The sequence below is a fragment of the Aestuariibaculum suncheonense genome (assembly GCF_014596935.1).
GTDB classification, from domain to species: Bacteria; Bacteroidota; Bacteroidia; order Flavobacteriales; family Flavobacteriaceae; genus Aestuariibaculum; species Aestuariibaculum suncheonense.
Window position 1 is genome coordinate 143,054 of record NZ_JACVXC010000003.1, and the last position, 22,224, is coordinate 165,277.

A 22,224-nucleotide genomic window follows, 5' to 3' on the forward strand; every position below is an offset into this window, starting at 1 on the left:
GTTATTGATATACCTGAGACGATAAAGCCATGGTATATGTTTGATTTTTATTTGGTTTTGGTCCCATGACGAATCGTAAGGTCCCTCCGTTCATAATTTCCTTATGTTTTATATAACTTCCTGAAAGTTTCTGATCATTTAGAGTTACATATTGAATGTATTTATTTTCAGAAGAATTGTTTTCTGCTTCAATCATAAATTTTTTCCCCGATTCTAGGTGAATGATCACCTTATCAAACATTGGTGAACCGAATGCATAAATACCTTGCGCGGGATTTACCGGATAAAACCCAAGTGAACTAAACACATACCATGAGGACATTTGTCCGCAATCCTCATTTCCACAATGTCCGTTCGGGGTATTTTTATATTGCGTTTCTAGAATTTCTCTAATAATTTCTTGTGTTTTATCAGGCCTACCAATGTAATTATACAAGTATCCAACATGATGACTTGGTTCATTACCGTGGGCGTATTGCCCTATCATACCTGTGCTAAAAATAGGTAATTTGTCGGTAGACAACGGATGAAAACTAAACATTGAATCCAATTTTTTTTCAAATTGCTCTCTACCAACTTCTTTAATTAAATCTTCAATGTTTTGGGGTACTGACCACATGTATTGCCATGCATTACTTTCGCAATAATAAGGGGTGTATTCTTTAGGAATAAAGTTTTCTATAAAACGACCGTTTTTTGTTTTGGGTCGAAAAAAGGTACTTTTAGTATCATATAAATTCCTCCAGTTTTCAGAACGATTCAAGAAATACTCATAATCATCTGTTTTATACAATGCTTTCGCAAACTGAGCAACGCACCAATCGTTGTATGCATATTCCAAGGTTTTGGAAACCGACCAGTTTTCGTGATGTTCATCTATAGGAATAAATCCTAAATTTTTATACAAATCTAACTGACGAGTATTGGCTATAGAACTTGTTCTGCACGCCTCATAAGCCAACTCAACATCAAATCCTTCTACCTTCTTAAAATACGCATCAACAATAACTGGAATGGCATGATTACCAATCATCATATTGGTTTCATTACCCTGCATCGACCAAACAGGTAGTAATCCTGTCTCTTTATAATGCGCTAACAATGAATTTATCATATCTGATACTCTATCCGGATGTATAATGGTATACAACGGATGTGCCGCGCGATAGGTGTCCCACAACGAAAAAGTATCGTAACGATTAAATCCTGAGGTTGTCATAACACTATCATTAGCACCTTTGTATTCGTTATTATAATCACTTAATAAAGTTGGCGCCAACATAGATTGATAGAGCATCGTGTAAAAAATATGTTTCTTTGTTTCATCGGTAGTGAATACTTCAATTTTTTCGAATTGTTGTTCCCAAACGGCTTCGGCTTGATTTTTATAATCCTCAAAATTGAAATGAGGCGCTTCGTTCTCCAAAGATTTATGAGCACCATCTAGACTTGCTGTTGATAATCCTGTTTTTAAAATGATGTTATCATTCTCCTCAGTGTTATAATTCAGAATGATTTTTGTATTCTTTCCTAAAGCCTCTCTTTCAACTAAAGAATCGTTTGAAAATAACTGATAGGACGGGAACGGTTTAGACACCTGAATTTCAAAATAAACTCGCTGATCTTTAGCCCATCCTGTAGATTTTCGATAGCCTTGAAGTGTACTATCGTTTAAAACTTTTATATAGGTATCTGTAGGTGCATCCCAATTAAGAGCATACCCCAAATCGATATGAATTTGCGACAATGTATCTTTAGGAAAAATATATTTATGAATTCCTGTTCTTTGAGTAACTGTTAACTCTGCCTTGATTCCATAATCTAATAAATCGACATGATAATATCCTGGTGCAGCCGATTCCTGCTCATGATTATAACTTGAATACGGTTTGTAATTATTTGCCTCTATTCTATTTTTAAAACGGCTATTGGTAGGCATTACTAAAATATCACACAAATCTCCTGCCCCTGTTCCTGATAAATGCGTGTGTGAAAAGCCGGAAATAATAGAATCCTGATAAAAATAGCCAGCAATTCTGTCCCAGCCAGGTATGCCTATATCAGGACTTAATTGTACCATGCCAAAAGGCACAGTGGCTCCTGGATACGTATTACCAGGACCATCTGTACCTATGAACGGGTTCACATACTGAGTGAGTTTTTTATGAATTACATCATCAGAGTGTTTGCAAGTCACTAAAAGCATTGCACAAACTGAAAATATGTAAACTTCAAACTTCATTTTGTATGATTATAAATTAGCTTTTGTCGTTTTTATAGTTTCAAAAAACTCGTCTGAAATCGCATTACCATCGAAGAATGAAACCCCTTTTGCTCCGTTTTCTTTAGCATATATTATAGCTTGCTTTAAATCTTCAGTGGTTTTAAAATCGGGGATGTAAATTCCTGTGTTCAATGAAATCCCTTCGCTTTCAGTATCGGTTACACCTTGCTTAGTCGCATATCCAATCCAGTCTACTTCTTCGTTGTAAAACCCATGATAAATCATTGGATAAACTTCATCAATATCCCATTTATCCCATCTCTGACGCACCATATGGTCTGCCATTTCAGGATAAGGAAATACAGCTGCCGTTAATATTTTATTGTTATCGTGAACAATTTTATAAGCATCATCTACCACCGATTTTATAGCGTTTAATCTAAAGTTTTTCCACTCCATATCAATTGCTGTATTTTTACTTTCCAGAGGGTTTTTATGGTGTATTTTTTCAAATTCACGAATACAAACATCACAATAACAAAAATCGTATTCAGGTAATTCTTCATCCTGAACCAAATTGTATTTAGGCAGTAGACCTATTGGTAAAAAGATATCAGGAAAACGAATATAATCTAAATGCACACTTTCTATTCCTTCAACTTTTGCCAAATCTTCAACTAATCCTAAGACATGATTACGAGATTCTTTTCTGGTTGGGCATAACCACTGATAATACCCTACATACGGACGCGTATCAAAACATGATTTCCCTTCTTTACTTACCTGATACCATTCTGGGTGTTTTAAAGCAATAGTATCTCCAGGACGGTTCATAGCCATAATCCATGCGTGAACCCTCAACCCTTTTTCTTTGGCTAGTGGCACTAATCGTGATAATAGTTTGGGATCGGTTCCGGTGTTGATTAATACTTCATCTATACCGGCATTACTGTATTTTCCGAACTCCTGTAGGTATTCTTCATCAGACTTTTCCTCGTTTGCTGTCGTCCAAACACCAAATTCAAAAGCTTCTTTTGCAGATTCTGAAGGGGTAACTTCAGATAGATTTTTATCTTTTTTTTGCTGTCCACAGGAAATAAAAAGTAAAACCAAAGCTGCTATCAGTAAATATTTTGTATTCATAAGTTGTTGTTTCTGTTGTGTTTTATGTGCTTCTGAACTTACAATGCTATTTCATCTTCTTAAACAGTGTATTTAATAATTCCTGATCTTTATCTAAACTATATTCCCAAAACATAGCGCCTCCAAGTCCGTTTTTCTTTATGAATTGAACTTTAGTATCAATATCTTTGGGTGTTTCCCATGAAATGAAAATGCTATCTTTTACATTCCATAAATACGAGGCTTTTGCAGATTCGTCATAAAACTCTTTGTAGTCTCCTGATGCCATTTTATCAATAATATCCCAGTAAGGAACAATCATTCCTGTAGACATCGCTGATTGGTACAACCCATTGTTTTCAGGATTCACTTTTTCCCACATTCTGCCATAAAATGGAACTCCCATGACCAGTTTATTCGCAGGTACGCCTGCTTCTAAATGTCTTTTTATTGCTTGCTGACCGCTATTGCCATCAAATTTTTCACCATCTGAAGGATATATATTGGCGTGATGACCCGTTTGATAAAACCATCCATGATAAAAATCGTAACACATTACATTAATAAAATCTAAATATTCCTGTGCTTTCCCTAAATCGGTGTGATCGATATAGGACTGGTCTGCTCCACTGGCAATAGATAATAAATAATGTGTATTATCTCTTTTTCCTTCAATTTCCAAAAGTTCACGAATCGCTTTTAGCAGCAAGGTAAAATTTTCTTTATCTGCCGGACGAAAGGCATTGTCTTCGCCTCGCTGTCCGGGATATTCCCAATCTAAATCTACGCCATCAAAACCATGTTTTTTCATTAGAGTTACACAACTTTCAGCAAAGGTATTTCTAGCAGATACCGTCGCTGCTATGTGGGAAAACTTATCAGACCACACCCAGCCGCCAACGGAGTACAATACTTTTAAATCCGGATTTTTAGATTTGAGTGCTGTTAAACTCGCTATTTTAGAAGAATCAACCTCTAATTCAAACTTTGCTTTACCATCTACAATATTAGCAAAGGCATAGTTAATATGTGTGAGTTTAGCGGCCTCAACTTTAGCCGGGTCGAAATCTTCGTATCCTGCTACATAACCTATCAACTTTAGATTTTCAACCGGAATAGCGTTCTTCTCTTCTTTTTCGACCTTGTTTTCACATCCTAAAAACACAGAGTAAATCAAAAGATACACTCCGACATTTAAGAATTTAATTTTTGTATTTACTAAGCTAAATTGTAACATGTAGTACGTATTTGTCTATAATGATACGTCTGATTTTATCAGAACCCTGCTGTATTTTTTAATTTATTTCTGAAAATTCTCCGTTCTCTTTAATTATCAATGTTTTATTTGAAAATGGACTTTTTACTGAAATATTATATCCTGTTGAATGACTCTCTAAAGCAGGCTTTACAACTATCCCATCAACAACAAGGTCTTTATCGACAAGGTCAGAAATTTTTGAAGCCCAAACTTTATTTTTATTGTGATAACTTTTTTGAGCACGATATAACCCAAACATAGCCCATTTAATTTTTTCATCTTGTGGTATAGTAAATGAATCTTTACCACCAATCTCTTGGGACGAAAAATATACATAGCCCCATTTTTCAGGCTCATGCATATTAATGACGCCCATAGGTGACCATACCCAATTGTATTCTGGCAAAAACTTGCCGTCTTCACCTTTTTTGCGGCTGTATTTTCCGTTATTTATAGTATGCCGCCAGTTAACACGCGAAAAATTAACGCGCCAAAAACTATCTACCGGTACATTTTTATGAAAGTACGAGGTCTTGTAAGCAGCAAACGGAATGGCAATTTCTAAGGTCCAACCTTGATCAGTATCCTTCGGATTATTTAATGTTCCCTGAACTGTTACAGCGGACTTTAATCCGTTTATATCCCAATCATTTAAAATTACTGGGTTATCACGATACGGCTTTGTTAAAAACAAATCCCAAACCGTGTTTAAGGCATTTATTTCCAACTCATAATAATTGTATGAATCACTATCCGGATCAATGAAAACTTCAAAATCGTTATTGTAAAAAATAATGGTATCTCTCTGTTTTAAATCGGCCCAAACGTGAGGTTCTTCCATTTTTGCCAGAATGTAATAATACTGATCATCCCAAAGCATTTTAACTTTGGTATCGTATTTTGGGCTTTTATCGCCTTCAATATCGATAAACAAATTGGTCCATTCTGCGTTATTCCAAGAAGCCTCAGAACCCACTCCATCAATGGATATGGATTCTGAAGTCTTATAAGCGACATATTGTCTAGGTTCAATATCCTGCTTCGGCTGCGCGCAACTTAATGCCCCTAAACAACCCAAAACAGCAGATAAAACCTTTATTCTTATTTGTTCTTTCAAATTATAAACTATTGTTTTTAGTGAATTCAACCACTTCACTCAATTTACCAAAGGCTAAAGCCACAACGGTATCTGCCGCACCGTAATAGACGGCTAATTTATCTTCTTCGTAATCATGTAACGCAGCACACGGGAACACCACATTAGGTACATCACCTGCCAGCTCATACATTTCGGCAGGGCCCAGCAAATAAGGTTGGGTTCTGTATTTCACTTTATCGGGCTGATTTTCATCTAAAATAGCTGCCCCCATAGCATAACGGAATCCGTTACAGGTATTAATTACACCATGATAGAGCATCAACCAACCTTCGTCGGTTAAAATCGGTATGGGACCTGCACCTATTTTGGTACACTGCCAAGCACTATCCTGAAACGGTGCCACTTTCATCACACAACGGTGTTCGCCCCAGTATTTCATATCGGGACTGTAACTGATATAGATATCACCAAAAGGCGTATGTCCATTATCACTCGGACGACTTAACATGGCGTATTTTCCGTTGATTTTCTTCGGAAATAGCACGCCATTTCTATTGAAGGGCAAAAAGGCATTTTCACATTGAAAAAACTCAACAAAATCGAAGGTATACGCGATTCCAATGGTTGGTCCATGATACCCGTTACACCAGGTAATCCAGTATCGATCTTCAATAAATACCACACGCGGATCATATTTATAATCTGAATCGATCATTTCGGTATTTCCAGCCTGCATCACAATAGGTTCGTGATTAATATCCCAGTTAATACCATCTTTACTAAAGCCTGCAAAAATATTCATCTGCACCGCCTTATTATCACATCTGAACACACCAGCGAAACCATCTTTAAAAGGAACTACAGCACTATTAAAAATACTGTTTGATGATGGAATTGCGTAACGATCAATAATCGGGTTTTGTGAATATCTCCACATTACATCATTACAATTCTCCGGTCTGTCTTGCCAAGGTATATTTGCCACTTTTTATATAATTTAATCTGTTATTTTATTTACTTTATTTAACCAGGTGTATTTTAAAATCCATGTTGTTGCTAAAAATATCACCAAAGCTATTATTGTTTTCGGATAATCTCTTATTAAAAGATAAATTGGTAAAACAATCATGCTCGATTGCCAGATGATACCAATAACACAGTTTAGCATATCACCCAAGAAGTCATTGTTCTTTTGAACAGTATGATCTTCTGCTTTTAATTTTTCATAAACCGGTTTCCACCATCCCCATGGTCTTACATTGGTGTAAAACGACTTTAAAATAGCTTCGTCCGTAGGTTTTGTTAACCAAGTTCCTAACAAACTTCCTAGTAAAGAAAACCCAAAAATAATTGGAAATAAGTAAATGGATGGTAAGGTTGATAATTGATACCAGATACCATTAACATCGAAATTCACTTTATTCTGATCTAAAACAAACTGAAAAGATGCAATAATAAGGCCTGCAAGCATGCCCCAGAAATAGCCCCAACCATTGAAACGCCACCATACCCATTTTAGGAAATTAGCCGCCACATAACCCCCGAATAACGAACTGGTTATCCATAAGGTTAATGAGTTAATTGAATCGGCAAAAAATCCCATAAGTACACCTAATAGCACAATTACTAAAGATGCCAAATGACTCACTTTTATGTAATGACTACTTTCTGCCTCCGGTTTAAAATATTTCTTATAAATATCGTTTACAATATAAGCCGGACCAGCATTAACGAAAGCTGAAAACGTAGACATAAAGGCTGCCAACAAGCCTGCTAATAACAACCCTTTAATTCCTACGGGAACATGAAAATTAATCACTTTCGGTAGAATTACTTCAAGATCGCCACCAGTTAATGCCGAATTATTCATCTCAGGAGCTAACACAATAAGAGCAATCACCACAATACCTCCAATTAATAAGTATCGTGGAATGAATAAAATTAAGTTGGTAAACCCAGACATATAAGCTGCCTCTTTTACATTTTTAGTAGACAGAATACGCTGCAAATCGTAGCTCGGTGTCGGACCCGCAATACTGGCAAAAAAGCCTTTAAACAAGGACATGCCTATAAAAGCTCCAAACATTTTATAGCCTTCGGAATCTATTAAATTATTGAACGCCGTATACTTATCACTCCATTGCGGACCTAATTCCCATCCAAAGAAAATATTTTTCCACTCCTCTGAAATAACTGAAGTGATTTGAACGTCTGTAAACATAATCAACGTATAACCCGCCACTAAAACACCAGCCACAACCATAATAACATACTGTAAAACTTCGGTGGCTACCACGGAAAACATCCCGCCTTTAATCGTGTAGATTGTAGTTAATAAAATTATAATTAGTGCATATGATTGTTCTGAATTAAACAATACCAATTCTCCAATTTGTGCTGTTAAATCCCAAGGTAAAATAATGGTTAAAAACTTGCCGACACCTTCAAAAAAATAAGCAATAAAACCAATCGCTGAAACAATTGCAAAAATCGCCACAATAATATGAGAAGCCTTTCCTGCGCGATCGTTTCCGAAGCGTGTTAAAATCCATTCGGAACCGGTCATTACTTTAGAACGACGAATCCAGACCGCCAGAAACATCATGACAAAAATTTGATTCCAGATTGGCCAAAGCCACATAAACATGAAACTTTTTATACCATACAAAAACAAAATACCAACCATCCAGGCAGTCCCCGAAACGTCAAACATCCCGGAACCATTACTTAAGCCTAAATAATACCATTTGATTGATTTTCCGCCAAGAAAATAATGATCTAAGCCTTGCGATGCCTTTTTTGAAATCCAAACCCCTACCCCTACAGTTATTAAAACGTAGGAAATAATAATACCTATATCAATTATATCCATCCTACTATTCTTTAATTCCCCAATCTTTATTAGGGTTTGGTCCCATTACAAAATGAAGTGTTCCTCCTTCTAATATGGTTTTATGTGCTATCGATGTTTGATTGAAAGTCTCACCATTTAAAGTCGCCGATTGTATGTAAATATTTTTATCTGAAACATTCTCCGCTTCAATTGTGAATGTTTTCTCATTCGCTAAATTCAAGGTTGTTTTATCGAAAATCGGACTTCCAATTTCGTACTCAGCTGAAGCAGGATTCATTGGATAAAGCCCAATAGAACTCAACACATACCACGCCGACATTTGTCCGCAATCTTCATTTCCACTCAATCCATTTGGTGTGGTGTTGTATTGGGTATCTAAAATATGACGCACCCAATACTGTGTTCTCCAAGGTTTGTTTGCCTGATTAAACATATAAGCAATATGGTGACTTGGCTCATTTCCATGCGCATACTGACCAATTAACCCCGAAATATCTGCAGAGGTGTGCGTTCCTGTAATCTCAGAACTTTCGGTAAATAATTGTTCTAAACGCGATGTAAAAATATCTTCTCCGCCATGTAACTCTGCTAATTCTTTTACTGCATGAGGCACAAACCAACTGTGTTGCCAGGCATTCCCTTCAGTATAATCGGTTTGAACTCTGTGGTTGGAATATTTAGGATCGAAAGGTTCATTCCAAGACTTTCCATCTTCAGACTTCCCACGCATAAACCCAGTTTCATTATCAAACACATATTCAAATGCTTTTGAACGTTTCATGAAAAATTCGTAATCTTCAGTTTTACCTAATGCTTTAGCCATTTGCGCCACACACCAGTCATCGTAAGCATATTCTAATGTTATGGTTACCGATTCGTCAATTGAAGTATAAGGAATATAACCAAATTCTTTATAGTATTTTAAACCACGTTCATCCTGCATCATGGTGTTTTTCATGGCTTCAAATGCCTTCTCCGCATCAAAACCCCTAATACCTTTTAAGTAGGCTTCAACAATTACAGGAATAGAATGATACCCCGTCATGGTATTCGTTTCATTCGCATAAAGCGTCCACACCGGTAATATTTTTTTGGTTTCATAATACGCCAGCATGGAATTGATAATATCTGAAACATTTTGCGGTGCAATCAACGTCAGTAGTGGTTGTTCTGCTCTAAACGTATCCCAAAGGGATAAGGTAGAATACGCGGTATAATCTTTAGCTGTAGCAATACTGTCATTTTCCATTCTGAATTCACCATTCGTATCACTAAACGTTACGGGTGCTACCTGAGCATGATACATAGCGGTATAAAATATAGTTTCTAAAGAATCTACTTTACTTTCAACCTCAATGGTTTTTAAAGCTTTATTCCAAGTTTTATCAGCTTCAGATTTAATAGTTTCAAACTCAAAACCACCATCATTAAGATTCCCTTTAGCGTTTTCAATACTCACTGAAGACAAGGCTACTTTCGCTAATAATTCGTTAGAATCTGAAGCATCAAAAAATAATTGCATGGCTACTTTTTCGCCCTCAGCATGATTTCCTTCCGTTTTTAAACCATCTGCAAATACATTTTGATTGTTGATTGGTTTTGAAAATTTCGCTACAAAAAACACTTTTTGATTTGGCGCCCAACCTTTGCTGTAACGGTAGCCAGAAATGGTATATTCATCTTCAACAGTTAATATGGTTTCAATTGTTCTATCCCAATTTAAAGTGAATCCTAAATCGATAACGACAGACTGCTCGTCACCTGCCTTAAAGGTGTATTTATGATATGCCGTGTGTTTTGTCGTAGTAAGTTCTACATTAACATCGTGATCTTCTAAAAACAATTGGTAATATCCTGGTTTCGACGTTTCGTTAGAATGACTATATTTTGATTTGTAAGTAATACTGTCTCTTGATTTTGGATACGCCGATAAGTCTACCTCCTTGTTTATTGGCATGAATAGAATATCGGCCAAATCGCCAATACCTGTCCCGCTTAAACTCAAGTGACTAAATCCAACAGCAATAGAGTCAGAATAATGATATCCAGAACACCAGTCCCACTTACTTATACCATTAATTGGACTCACTTGCAACATTCCAAAAGGTACTGTTGCGCCAGGGTATGTATGCCCATGTCCTCCTGTTCCTATAAAAGGATCTACTTTATCACTTAAAATTTTGTTAGTCATGGTTTTATTAGTAACATTGTCCCCACAGCTCACAAAAAGCCCAACTAATAAAACAATTACCGATACGTTTTTCATATAATATTTTTAATATTGAAGTCTAAAGTTTCTAGTTTTTTCTAAACTTTGAAATTATTTTAGACGGATAACACATTTTAAGACCTGAACACCACAAAATAAAATTGTTTTACAACATGGACGTAAATCAAAACAAACTATTTAAAATACCATTACTCTACCATATTGTTTTTTGGTCAATTTATTTTTTATTTAACACCTTTCGATGGGGAAGTTATTTTGATGATTACGGATATTCTTTAAAAACCAATCTTATCGGATTCCCTATCCATATGATTTTGTGTTACCTGAATATTTTTATTCTTATGCCCTATCTGGTTTACAATAAAAAGTATGTACTATATGTTGTTTCAGTCTTAGGAGCTATATTTATAATGGTATTGGTAAAGTATAATTTAACTTACTGGCTGGTTAGCCATAATGTATGGCCTGAAGGTCCAGAAGCCATTGATCAATTAAATTTTAACTATACCGTTGATATGATGATTGGAGAACTTTATGTAATCACATTTGTTACCGCTATAAAAATCACTCTGGATTATCTTCAAGAACACAAACGTGTTGCGCTTCTAGAAAAAACGCAATTAGAAACCGAGCTCCGTTTTTTAAAAACACAGGTATCACCTCACTTCTTTTTTAACACTTTAAATAACATCTATTCCTTATCGGTTGAAAAATCGAACAAAACGCCAAAAATGATTTTAAAACTTTCTGAGTTGATGCGCTATTTACTTTATGAAACACGAGAACGCCGTCAGACTTTAGAAAAGGAAATTCTATACATTCAAAATTATATTGATTTAGAACGTGTTCGATATGATGAAAATTTGGAAGTTAACATGTACATATCCGGCGACATTCACGACAAAGAAATCGCACCCATTTTATTGCTCACTTTTATAGAAAACGCCTTTAAACACGGCGCTGACAAGAATATTGGTCGCGTAAAAATAAATATCAACTTTAAGATTGTTGAAAATTTTCTTTACTTTACCGTCACCAATCCACTACCGCAGGTGAACGAACACCAAAAGCGTAATAAAAAAGCCGGAGGAATTGGTTTGGTAAACGCAAAAAAAAGACTGGAATTAGGCTATAATAAAAATGATTATAAGCTTTCGATTAAGGAAAAAAAGAACAAATTTGTTGTTAAACTAAAAATAAAAGTCACTTAAACGTCTAAAACAAACTAAACAAGTACCATAACTATACCATGAAAATTAAATGCCTGATTATTGATGATGAACCATTAGCTGTTAATGTGATAAAAAATTATCTGGAACAAATAGATAATTACGAAATCGTAAATACATTTAACAATGCCATTGATGGATTAAATTTTCTAAAAAACAACCATGTTGATGTTATTTTCTTAGATATAAATATGCCTGTTCTTGACGGTATAAATTTTATTAAAAGTTTAGAAAAAACTCCATTAATTATTATTACCAGTGCTTACGATGAATACGCTTTAGAAACTTACGAATTAGACGTTCTTGACTATTTGGTTAAACCTATTGAAATGCCAAGGTTTATGAAAACCTTGAATAAAATAACCAAGCGATTGGAAAGCAATAATAGGATTCCTGCAAGTACTTCTAAAGAAACTCCTTTCATTTTCATTAAGATTGACAAAAAGAAAATGAAAAAAATATTTCTCAATGAAATTTTAATCATTGAGAGCTTAAAAGACTATCTAAAAATTAAAACTTTTTCAGGCTCTTACATTGTACATTACACTTTAAAGGACTTTACCAACTTGCTTCCTCCAGGCGATTTTATAAGAATTCACAGATCTTATACCGTAGCTATTGACAAAATTGATGCTGTAGAAGGTAATAGTGTTGAAATTGAAGGTTTACGGTATGTTATTGGGCGCTCGTACATTGATGAAGTAAAGCAAAAGATATTAGATGCCTCAGTTTAGTTTATAACAAACAAAGATGGCTATTTCTTTTAAATTCGAAACAACCATCTTATTAACCAAACTCAAATAACATAAACTAAACAATAAAAAACTAATATGAGTTCGTTCTAAGTTTTTAAAAATAGAAGCGTTTAAACGCTTCTATAGCCTCATAGTCTGCCAGGCCAAGGTCTTTATATTTTTTTGCTGTTGCACGGTTTCGATCTTCCGCTCGAACCCAAAACTCTCTGTTGTCGTCACCCTGAAACATAACACCATCTTTCTGTGACTGATGATAGAATATAGCCTGACGCTTTTTAAGTACCTGATCTGGACTCATCGGCACGGCCATATCAATTTGATAAGGTTCCCATTCGTGCCATGCACCGCGATACAACCAAACCCAGCAATTCTTCATATAACTTTTAAATTTCAAAAGTTTCAAAGCTTCAAACAACACATCTAAACACACTTTATGAGTTCCGTGAGGATCTGCTAAATCGCCTGCTGCATAGATTTGATGTGGCTTAATATCTTCTATTAAATTACACATGATTTCTATATCAATTTCTGTGAGTTTTCCTTTTTTTACAGTTCCTGTTTCATAAAACGGAAGCTCTAAAAAATGGACATTTTCATCTGATAGTCCTACATATCTTGTTGCTGCTAAAGATTCACTTTTTCTGATACTGGTTTTTAATTTCCTAACTTCGAGCGTATCTATGTCATTTTTGGATTTGTGCTTTAAAAAATGAATAATACCATCGACTTCAGTTGAATTAGAATTTAGAACTTTAGAAACTTCTAAAAACTTCAAAGCCTCTTCATTACTTACGGCAATATTTCCTGAAGTTTGATAAGCTACATGAACCTCATGCCCTTGTTCTACCAATCGCGCAAAGGTTCCTCCCATAGAGATAACATCGTCATCAGGATGCGGACTAAAAATAATCACACGCTTTTTAGCTGGTTCAGATCGTTCCGGCCGGCAACTGTCATCTACATCACGCTTTCCTCCAGGCCACCCCGTAATAGTATGTTGCATCTTATTAAACATTTTTATGTTTAAATCGTAAGCAGTACCTTCTTCATTTAATATGCCGGACATACCATTATCGTTATAATCTTTATCGGTTAATTTTAAAAACGGTTTATTGGTTATTTCACTTAACCATATAACAGCTCTTCGTTTTAATTCATCATCCCATCGACAAGATTTCACCAACCAAGGCGTCTTAACTCTCGTTAATTCTGACGAAGCTTCAACATCTAAAACAAAGGTTGTGTTCTCGTGTTCCTGTAAGTAAGTAGCCGGAACTTGCGACGACATTTCTCCTTCAATAGCCTGCTTAATGATATCTGCTTTATTTATTCCCCAAGCTAACAACATTATGCGTTTGGCTTTTCTAACCGTTCCTACACCCATAGTAATAGCTTTTCTGGGAACATTTTTTAAACCTAAAAAAGCTTGAGATGCATCCACCCGAGTAATGTAATCTAATGTAATTGCTCTGGTTCCGGAATTAATATGAGAACCAGGTTCATTAAATCCAATATGTCCTGTTCTACCGATACCCAGCAATTGAAAATCGATACCACCATAAGACTGTATTTTCATTTCATAATCTATACAATATTGGTGCAAATCCTGATCGCTAACCGTTCCATCAGGGATATTTATATTTTCATGTAAAATATCGACATGATTAAACAAATGATCATGCATGAAATAATAATAACTTTGAATGTTATCTACATCTATAGGATAATATTCATCAAGATTAAAGGTTACCACATTTTTAAAGCTCAACCCTTCTTCTCGGTGCATACGCACTAATTCCTCATAAACCTTTACCGGTGAAGATCCTGTCGCTAAGCCTAAAACACAAACTTCATTTAATTCTTCTTTTCGTCGAATTAGATTTGCTATTTCGTGAGCTACTAAAACGGAAGCTTCTAATGATGATTCAAAAATAACGTTATGAATTTTCTCAAAACGTGTCTCTTCAAATTTGCCTGCTTCTCTATAACTTAATTCCTTAGCCTTGTTTATTACCGTATTAACCATAAAAAACCAAATAGATTACTCACTCCAAATTACCTATTTCAACTGGTTTTTATTTTATTATTTCGACTAATAGCGTTGGAACTACTCCAAAGGAACTAATTTTAAAGATGTAACAGCATTGTTTAATCTACGGCAGCATCAATAACATCCAGTTCGGCAATTGAAAAGACGGATTCGTTTTTAACACCTTGCTTAATTATAAATTTCAGGTAACGTGCATTAACCTTTTCAAACATTTTTATTTGTTCTACAGGGTTATTTTCAATATTTGAAAACTCGCCCTGAGACTGTTCAATCCAATGCATCTTATCTGTGCTAGTGTAAAAAGCGTATTTAGAAATTAAATATAAATTGTGTCCAGTCTGTTTTGGGAAGTAGGAAAATCCGTTAATAAGAGAAAGTTCTCCCATGTCTACAATAATTTCCTGTTGCAATTGTGAGTTAATACCTCTAAAAGTCCACGTTGTTGTTCTATCACCATCTATAATACTTTCAGCTGAATGAGTAGAAATCACCTTCCATTTAGCTTTAGATTTCCCGTAATTTATAGTTTTTACTTTACTACTTACATGCTCTTCAGGATTATAAGCCAAGGCTTTAATCGTAACCGCTTGAGGTAGATTAATAGCATCTTTAAACAACTGACTGTTTTGGTTTGGCTCAGTACCATCTGTCGTGTAATAAATTAAATGTCCTTTTTCAGCTTCCATAGTTATAACTCCATTTTTATTACGACGAATATTTGGCATCCCTACAAGTATTGGAGCATTATATGCTTTTATAGCAGAAATAACCAAACTTGATTTAGCGTCAGTAAAATTAATTCTCAGCGCTTTTGTAGTTACTCTTGGTGTTCTTAAAATTCGTTTATACCCAATAGTAGTTTCATTTGCTATGGTTTGCCATTGCTCGTCTACATAAGCTTCAACATTAAATGCTTTTACCCGTTGCCCTAAAGCAATATACTCCTGTAATTCAATTCGGTTAAGCGTTGTTGGTTTTTCAAATTCAAATAATACTGAGCCTGTGTTTATACTGTCATTGGTAGCCCAATAGGTTTCTTTATTGTTATCAGTGAGGTTTTCTGCTCCATAAGCATTGCTATTTCCTCGAATATGATTTGCAGATACTTTTGCACTAATCAATAATTCATCTTTAAAATCGGCTTGAATTACTGCCGTTAGTTCTTTCAAACGCGCAATATCATTTTCATTCACCAGACCACGTTTATCTACCGGAAGATTTAACAAGAGGTTCGCATTTCTTCCAATCGATTCATAATAAATATCAACCATCTCCTTCAGCGGTCTTACTTTACTATCTTCCGATTCATGATAAAACCACCCAGGACGAATAGATACATCGGCTTCACCTGGTACCCACTTTTCACCATCTTCATGACCATTCATAAATTCGGAGTAATGCACTTTACCTGCCAATTCATCTTTCTGCCTCAGCAAACACCAATTGGTTTTCCCAGCCCTTCCTCTCTCATTTCCAATCCATCGCGCTTCCGATGGACCAATACCCCAGACCAAAGTATTTGGAGAAATGTTATAAATCATTTTATAAGTTTCATCCCAATCGTAATACTCCAACGTATTAATTTTTCTAATTTCATTAGCACCTCCATAATAGCCATCACCCCCGTTAGCACCATCGAACCACATTTCAAATACGTCGCCATAATTCGTTAATAATTCTTTCAGTTGATTTCTAAAATAAGTAATGTATTCAGGTTTTCCATAACCGGGATGATTTCTATCCCAAGGGGATAAATAAATACCTAATTTTAATCCATATTCTTTACAGGCTTCAGCTAATTCCTTAACCACATCGCCTTTACCATCTTTCCATGGTGAATTTTTCACTGAACGCTCTGTGTATTGCGATGGCCACAAGCAAAACCCATCATGATGTTTAGCGGTTAAAATAATGCCCTTCATGCCAGCTTCTTTTACTACCCGAGCCCATTGTCTAGTATCCAATTCTGTTGGATTGAATAATTCCGGAGATTCATCACCGTATCCCCATTCTTTATTTGTAAACGTATTTAAAGAAAAATGAACAAAGGCATAATACTCCATATTGTGCCAATTCAATTGCTTTTCTGAAGGTGTTAGCCCAAACTTTTCAGGCGGTGCAACCACTTCTTTACAACCAAGTACACTAATAAAAAAATATGCAACAAATAATTCTTTAACTCTCATCACAATAGCCTTTAAAAAATAAATCAAATAAGTTTATTAACAAATCTATACAAGTAAATGTATTATCATTTTATTATTTCGACAAATAACAAATTATATTATCTAAAGATGATTTAAAATCTAATTTAGAAGAAATAAAATTGTTCATTTAGTTCAACAAATCCTGCAATCGTCGAAAAAATACATATTATTGCAGTCGAAAAGCTACTTTTCATTTTTATAAAACTAAATTATTAATTAGATATGAGTGATATTAAACAAGTGCCGGTTGTACCCAAGAATATGTTAGTTCCTTTTGTGTTGGTTACTTCCCTTTTTGCCTTATGGGGTTTCGCTAATGCCGTAACCGACCCTATGGTTCAGGCTTTCAAAAAAGTATTAGAATTGTCAAACTCCCAGGCCGCCTGGGTACAAATGGCTTTTTATGGGGGCTATTTTTGCATGGCCTTACCTGCTGCTATTTTTATGAGAAAATACTCTTATAAAGTCGGGATTTTAATTGGATTAGCGCTTTATGCGACCGGAGCATTATTATTTTATCCTGCTGCCATCACCGAAAAATTCTGGTTCTTCTGTCTAGGTTTATATATTTTAACTTTTGGTTTAGCGTTTTTAGAAACGGCAGCCAACCCATATGCACTTGCTATGGGACCCAAAGAAACCGCAACTCAACGATTAAATTTAGCTCAGGCATTTAATCCTGTTGGATTGATTGTGGGCTTAGTTGTCGCCCAGCAGTTTGTGTTGAAGAATTTGCAATCGGACGATATTACGGATTTTAGTCTTTTAGATGAAGCTTCTAAAGTCCTGATCAAAACTTCCGATTTAATGGTGATTCGAAACCCTTATGTTGTTCTAGGTTTAGTAATTACTGGTGTTTTTGTACTGTTTTTAGTGAGCAAAATGCCACAATCTAAAGATGAAGGCGCTACACCTAAAATAGGTGAAACCTTTGCTGTTCTCGCTAAGAATAGAAAATATATTTTAGGGGTTTTAGCTCAGATTTTATATGTGGGAGCACAAATTATGTGCTGGACTTACATTTACCAATATGCTGAAGGTTCAAACATAGACAGTGTAACTGCAGGTTTTTATCAAATGGGAGCGTTTATTTTATTTACTATTGGTCGTGCTGTTGGTACCGTAATGCTGCGATTTTACAGCTCCGGAAAACTACTCATGATTTTTGCCGTAAGTGCTATGGTTTGTGTATTAGGGACCATTGTTACCCATGGCGTAATTGGGCTATATTTCCTAATCATGGTTTCCTTTTTCATGTCTTTAATGTTCCCTACCATTTACGGTATTGCTTTGGGAGATTTGACTGAGGAAGAATCAAAAATAGGCTCTGCAGGATTAGTTATGGCTATTGTTGGCGGCGCTTTATTACCTAAACTTCAGGGAGACATTATTGACCTTGGCGGGCATGGTGTAGCCGATACCACCGTTTTAGGTGTTTCAGAAATTAACTTTTCATTCGCATTACCTTTAATCTGCTTTTGCTTCATAGCCTGGTATGGCAATCACGTGTATAAAAAGCATGAATAAAAAAACAAAATTTAAGAGAGCCCGATAACAAATTATCGGGCTTTTTTCACTGATACCCATAAATATCTTTTAGAATTTTAACTTCTCCATTCGCATCAATAACCTTTAAATCATATCGGATATTTATTTTAGTCTTTATAGGCGCATAATAATAAATTACCCAAGCATCGGCTTCTTTGATGCCAATGCAGCCATTAGAATACGCCTTACCTAAAGTCTCTGGATTGGTAGTTGGATGAATTAATTGTCCGTAACGTATCCCGTTCAGTTCTGTTTCAATAAATGGAATTTGTGGTACTAAAGTCACTTTGTCATCATCTCGCCTTGTCACTTTGTAATTGTGATTATTAGCCGGATTGGCGTATCTGGGATTTTTATTATAGCCAACAATCATTCCAGCTCCTGTTCTGGTTCGTAAATCTTCTTCACGACCAGACATTTCAAGATATTTTTTCTCATTTCTCCCGACACGAACAAGGCACTCAAATAACTTAACGGAATCCTGATAAATTCGAAGTTTAAACTCAGGGATATTTATATCGACGGTTGTTTTGTTAAATACTTTTTGGAGGCTTTCTGCAGTTTTAGAATCGGGAAACTTTATCGTATTTCCTTGGGGTAAAACAATCATCTTTTTTTGATTATATACGAAGGAATCTCTTGCTTTCATTCGATAATAATCGGTGTTTTGTAAGGTATCGAGAATCCAAGGGTTATGTCGTACCAAAAGATGTTCGGTTAATATATAAGGCGTTATGGAATCATACTTCAGAACTAATGAATCTATAAATTGAAAATAACCCTCAACGAGAATGTTATGATTTAATATAATTTCCTTTGGATAAGACTTCACCTTATCAACAACATTTAAATCATCCTTTTTCTGACTAAATACAGAAGTTACCAAAATAAAAATGAGAGTAAACCGAAGCCATCGTTTAAAGAAATTCATAACACAAACATTTTTCCTACCGAACTACACTGCTTTCTTTAAGTAATAATTAATAACATCGGCGGTGGAAACAATCCCCACCAATTTATTACCCTCTAAAACAGGCACTGCATGGTAATACTCTGTAGATAATACTTTGGCGACATCTTCGACACTGTCACTGGTGGTTAAGTAGAATGGTTTTGCTGTCATAATATCTTTAACCTTAAGGTTTTTGTACACCTCATGATTGTCATTTATTCCGGCACCAACGATGTTGTACATGAAATCTACCAAACTTACCATCCCAACTAATTCATCATGCTCTACCACGGGAATATGATGATGCCATTTATCTTTTTCATAAATATGCTTCACATCTAAAAGATCTTGATTAGGTGACACCGTAACCACATCTTTTGTCATTACTAATACTATTGAATTGGTTTTCATGGCGTAAATATTTAATGCGTCAAACACTTAAAATTAACGTTTTAAGCACAATTTCAACATGATATATATCATGTTAAATACGGGAAATTGTTAATACATTTAATATCGGGACAAGCTATATATAATCGCCATTTACAAGCTTTTAAAGCATATTGAAATAACCATTAAATACTTCAAATTACGATACAAAACAATTAAACATGAAAACTAAAACCATAATAGAACTACTCACTTTAAGTTCCAGTATTTATGTTTTGGCACGTGATACTAAATTTTTAGAAAAGTTAAATGAGTATTCTGAAAAAGGAAAAGACAACATCAACAAAGTCATGGCAGAATCGGCTTTAGATGAAAACGGCAACGAATTGGAGTTTATGGATAAAATCTTCTTGAAAACTCACGAACTTAAAAACAAACTAGATGCCAAAATTGAAGAATTGGTAGCTAAGTTTTATAAAAAAATCAATGTGGCGCATTTAGATGAAATTAAAGCTTTAAACGAAAAGATTGAAAAGCTAGATCAAGCCATAGCACTTCTAGAAGCCAGACTTAACAAAATGGAAGCTTAACACCATGGGGTTTGTAATTGACATAGTAAAACGAATTAAATCCTTTTCCAGATATAATCAGATACTAAAAGTCTTGATGAAATATGGTTTTGAAGATTTGGTGCAATATCTGGAAGAAAACAGACATTATACCTTCATTCAAAAATTCATTCCAAACAGTACAAAAAAACATGTGGCTCAATACAGTAAATGGGCTAAAATGCGCTTGGTATGCGAAGAACTCGGCCCCACTTTTGTAAAATTTGGTCAGATTTTAAGTAATCGCCCCGATTTAGTGCCTTTAGAACTCACCTTCGAGCTTGAAAAGCTACAGGATAACGTCCCTCCTATGCATGAAAACGTCGCTAAAAGCGTTGTAGAAACAGAACTTAAAAATTCAGTTGAACACCTGTTTGCCTGGTTTGAACCTACGCCTTTTGCATCGGCATCTATGGCGCAGGTGCATAAAGTAACTTTACACTCCGGACAGCGTATTGCTTTAAAAATTCAGCGTGCCGGTATTTACGATGTAATTATTGAAGACATTAAAGTGATGTACAAAATAGCAAGGGTTTTGGAGCACAGAATTCCTTCTTTAAAAAGTTTCGATCCCGTTGGACTGGTTAAAAATTTTGAAGCATCTATTCTAAAAGAACTCGATTTTATTCATGAATCCATCAACGTGCAACGCTTCTATAATAATCTAAAAAGCGATCATTCTCTAGAACAGTTTGCCAAAGCGCCCAAAGTATATCAGGAATTTACAACCTCTAAAGTATTAGCTTTAGAATTCGTATCTGGTATTAAAATAGACCGAATAGCCAAGTTAAAATCTAAAAATATAGACACTAAAATCATTGCCCGACGCTTAAGTATCAGCTACTTTAAACAAATTTTTGAGTATGGCTTCTTTCACGCCGATCCGCACCCTGGTAATTTACTAGTCCTTCCTAATAATCATATTTGTTATCTGGACTTTGGCATGATGGGCAGTATGCTACCCAGAGACATAAGTATCTTCGGAAAATTATTTATAGCCATTACCGATAAAGATGTAAAAAAAATAATTAAAGCATTACAAATGCTTTCTAATAATGCGCCTATTTTAAACCAAAGAGATTTAGAATTTGATATTAATGAATTTGTCGAAAAATATTATGTCAGAGATATTCATGATAACGAAATGAGCACCGTACTCTTAGAACTGAAAGATATTATTATAGCTCACGGATTAAAAGTCCCAACCTACTTCTTCCTCTTCGCGCGTTCTTTGGTTACGATTGAAGGGGTTATTGAAAAATTAGATCCTAACTTAGAACAATTTGAAATTGTAAAGCCTTATTTAAAAGCCAGCGCAACCAAAAAATACAACCCTATAAAAATGGGAAAAAAAGTACTAAATGCTGTCGTTGAACTTGCCGATTATATGGAAGATTTTCCGATGGATTTAAAAAATGCCATTAGAAAAATAAACTCTGGTCAAATAAAAGTAGACATAACCCATAAAGGAATTGATCCTGTGGTACACACCCTTCAAAGAATAACCAAACAGTTAATTACAGCCTTTATTATGCTGGCGTTAATTGTTGGTGCATCGTTGTTTATTGCCTTTAAAATTATTCCGCTCTATCATGGCCTTTCTGTTTTGGGTATTATCTGTTTTCTTTTAGCTATTATATTAGGATTTGGAATGATAACTAACATAAAAAAAGGTGATTACGACTATTAACTTTATCA

16 protein-coding genes are annotated in these 22,224 nt (G+C 35.1%); 5 read left to right on the plus strand and 11 right to left on the minus strand.

Annotated elements, in window-relative coordinates:
- Position 1: 1 nt before the first annotated feature.
- Genes ICJ84_RS08990 through ICJ84_RS09020 form a run of 7 tightly spaced genes read right to left on the minus strand, consistent with a single transcriptional unit; the run spans position 2 to position 10,823 of the window.
- The gene (locus tag ICJ84_RS08990) at positions 2-2,242 is read right to left on the minus strand and encodes a GH92 family glycosyl hydrolase (RefSeq protein ID WP_188216062.1); all 2,241 of its coding nucleotides are present in this window, start codon (positions 2,240-2,242) and stop codon (positions 2-4) included.
- 9 nt (positions 2,243-2,251) lie between these two features.
- Positions 2,252-3,367, minus strand: coding sequence for a family 10 glycosylhydrolase (locus ICJ84_RS08995; protein WP_188216063.1), 1,116 nt, complete (start codon positions 3,365-3,367; stop codon positions 2,252-2,254).
- A gap of 46 nt (positions 3,368-3,413) precedes the next feature.
- Complete coding sequence (locus ICJ84_RS09000; protein ID WP_188216064.1) at positions 3,414-4,583, minus strand: glycoside hydrolase family 18 protein; 1,170 nt, start codon at positions 4,581-4,583, stop codon at positions 3,414-3,416.
- Between the two features lie 58 nt (positions 4,584-4,641).
- Entirely contained in the window at positions 4,642-5,721 is a 1,080-nt protein-coding gene (locus ICJ84_RS09005) for a carbohydrate-binding family 9-like protein (RefSeq protein WP_188216065.1), read from the minus strand.
- A 1-nt stretch (position 5,722) separates the two neighbouring features.
- A complete protein-coding gene (locus tag ICJ84_RS09010; protein ID WP_188216066.1) occupies positions 5,723-6,688 on the minus strand; it encodes a glycoside hydrolase family 130 protein in 966 nt (321 codons plus the stop codon).
- A gap of 12 nt (positions 6,689-6,700) precedes the next feature.
- Positions 6,701-8,575 (minus strand): sodium:solute symporter family protein, encoded by a 1,875-nt coding sequence (locus tag ICJ84_RS09015; protein WP_188216067.1) that lies wholly within the window; start codon positions 8,573-8,575, stop codon positions 6,701-6,703.
- A gap of 4 nt (positions 8,576-8,579) precedes the next feature.
- Positions 8,580-10,823 carry a GH92 family glycosyl hydrolase gene (locus tag ICJ84_RS09020; RefSeq protein WP_188216068.1) on the minus strand — a complete coding sequence of 748 codons (2,244 nt, stop codon included), beginning with the start codon at positions 10,821-10,823 and terminating at the stop codon, positions 8,580-8,582.
- 116 nt (positions 10,824-10,939) lie between these two features.
- Between ICJ84_RS09020 and ICJ84_RS09025 the strand changes: the two genes are divergently transcribed.
- Entirely contained in the window at positions 10,940-11,998 is a 1,059-nt protein-coding gene (locus tag ICJ84_RS09025; RefSeq protein WP_188216069.1) for a sensor histidine kinase, read from the plus strand.
- 38 nt (positions 11,999-12,036) lie between these two features.
- Positions 12,037-12,750 carry a LytR/AlgR family response regulator transcription factor gene (locus ICJ84_RS09030; RefSeq protein ID WP_188216070.1) on the plus strand — a complete coding sequence of 238 codons (714 nt, stop codon included), beginning with the start codon at positions 12,037-12,039 and terminating at the stop codon, positions 12,748-12,750.
- A 115-nt stretch (positions 12,751-12,865) separates the two neighbouring features.
- On the opposite strand, the gene nagB is transcribed toward ICJ84_RS09030, so the two are convergent.
- Together nagB and ICJ84_RS09040 are read right to left on the minus strand one after the other, a co-directional pair.
- Entirely contained in the window at positions 12,866-14,797 is a 1,932-nt protein-coding gene (nagB, locus tag ICJ84_RS09035; protein ID WP_188216071.1) for a glucosamine-6-phosphate deaminase, read from the minus strand.
- A gap of 122 nt (positions 14,798-14,919) precedes the next feature.
- Positions 14,920-17,007: an alpha-L-fucosidase gene (locus ICJ84_RS09040; RefSeq protein WP_188216072.1), complete on the minus strand. Its 2,088-nt coding sequence runs from the start codon at positions 17,005-17,007 to the stop codon at positions 14,920-14,922.
- Between the two features lie 243 nt (positions 17,008-17,250).
- Between ICJ84_RS09040 and fucP the strand changes: the two genes are divergently transcribed.
- Complete coding sequence (fucP, locus tag ICJ84_RS09045; RefSeq protein WP_188216073.1) at positions 17,251-18,555, plus strand: L-fucose:H+ symporter permease; 1,305 nt, start codon at positions 17,251-17,253, stop codon at positions 18,553-18,555.
- A 46-nt stretch (positions 18,556-18,601) separates the two neighbouring features.
- Here the strand turns inward: fucP and ICJ84_RS09050 are convergent, their stop codons facing one another.
- Both ICJ84_RS09050 and ICJ84_RS09055 read right to left on the minus strand, forming a co-directional pair.
- The gene (locus ICJ84_RS09050) at positions 18,602-19,507 is read right to left on the minus strand and encodes a L,D-transpeptidase (protein ID WP_188216074.1); all 906 of its coding nucleotides are present in this window, start codon (positions 19,505-19,507) and stop codon (positions 18,602-18,604) included.
- Positions 19,508-19,531: 24 nt separating this feature from the next.
- Positions 19,532-19,939, minus strand: a complete 408-nt coding sequence (locus tag ICJ84_RS09055; RefSeq protein ID WP_188216075.1) for a CBS domain-containing protein — start codon at positions 19,937-19,939, stop codon at positions 19,532-19,534.
- Between the two features lie 200 nt (positions 19,940-20,139).
- On the opposite strand from ICJ84_RS09055, the gene ICJ84_RS09060 reads away from it, so the two are divergent.
- Both ICJ84_RS09060 and ICJ84_RS09065 read left to right on the plus strand, forming a co-directional pair.
- Positions 20,140-20,508, plus strand: a complete 369-nt coding sequence (locus ICJ84_RS09060; RefSeq protein WP_188216076.1) for a hypothetical protein — start codon at positions 20,140-20,142, stop codon at positions 20,506-20,508.
- A 76-nt stretch (positions 20,509-20,584) separates the two neighbouring features.
- On the plus strand, positions 20,585-22,216 hold the full coding sequence (locus ICJ84_RS09065; RefSeq protein ID WP_188216077.1) for an ABC1 kinase family protein: 1,632 nt from the start codon (positions 20,585-20,587) through the stop codon (positions 22,214-22,216).
- The last annotated feature ends 8 nt before the right edge of the window (positions 22,217-22,224 follow it).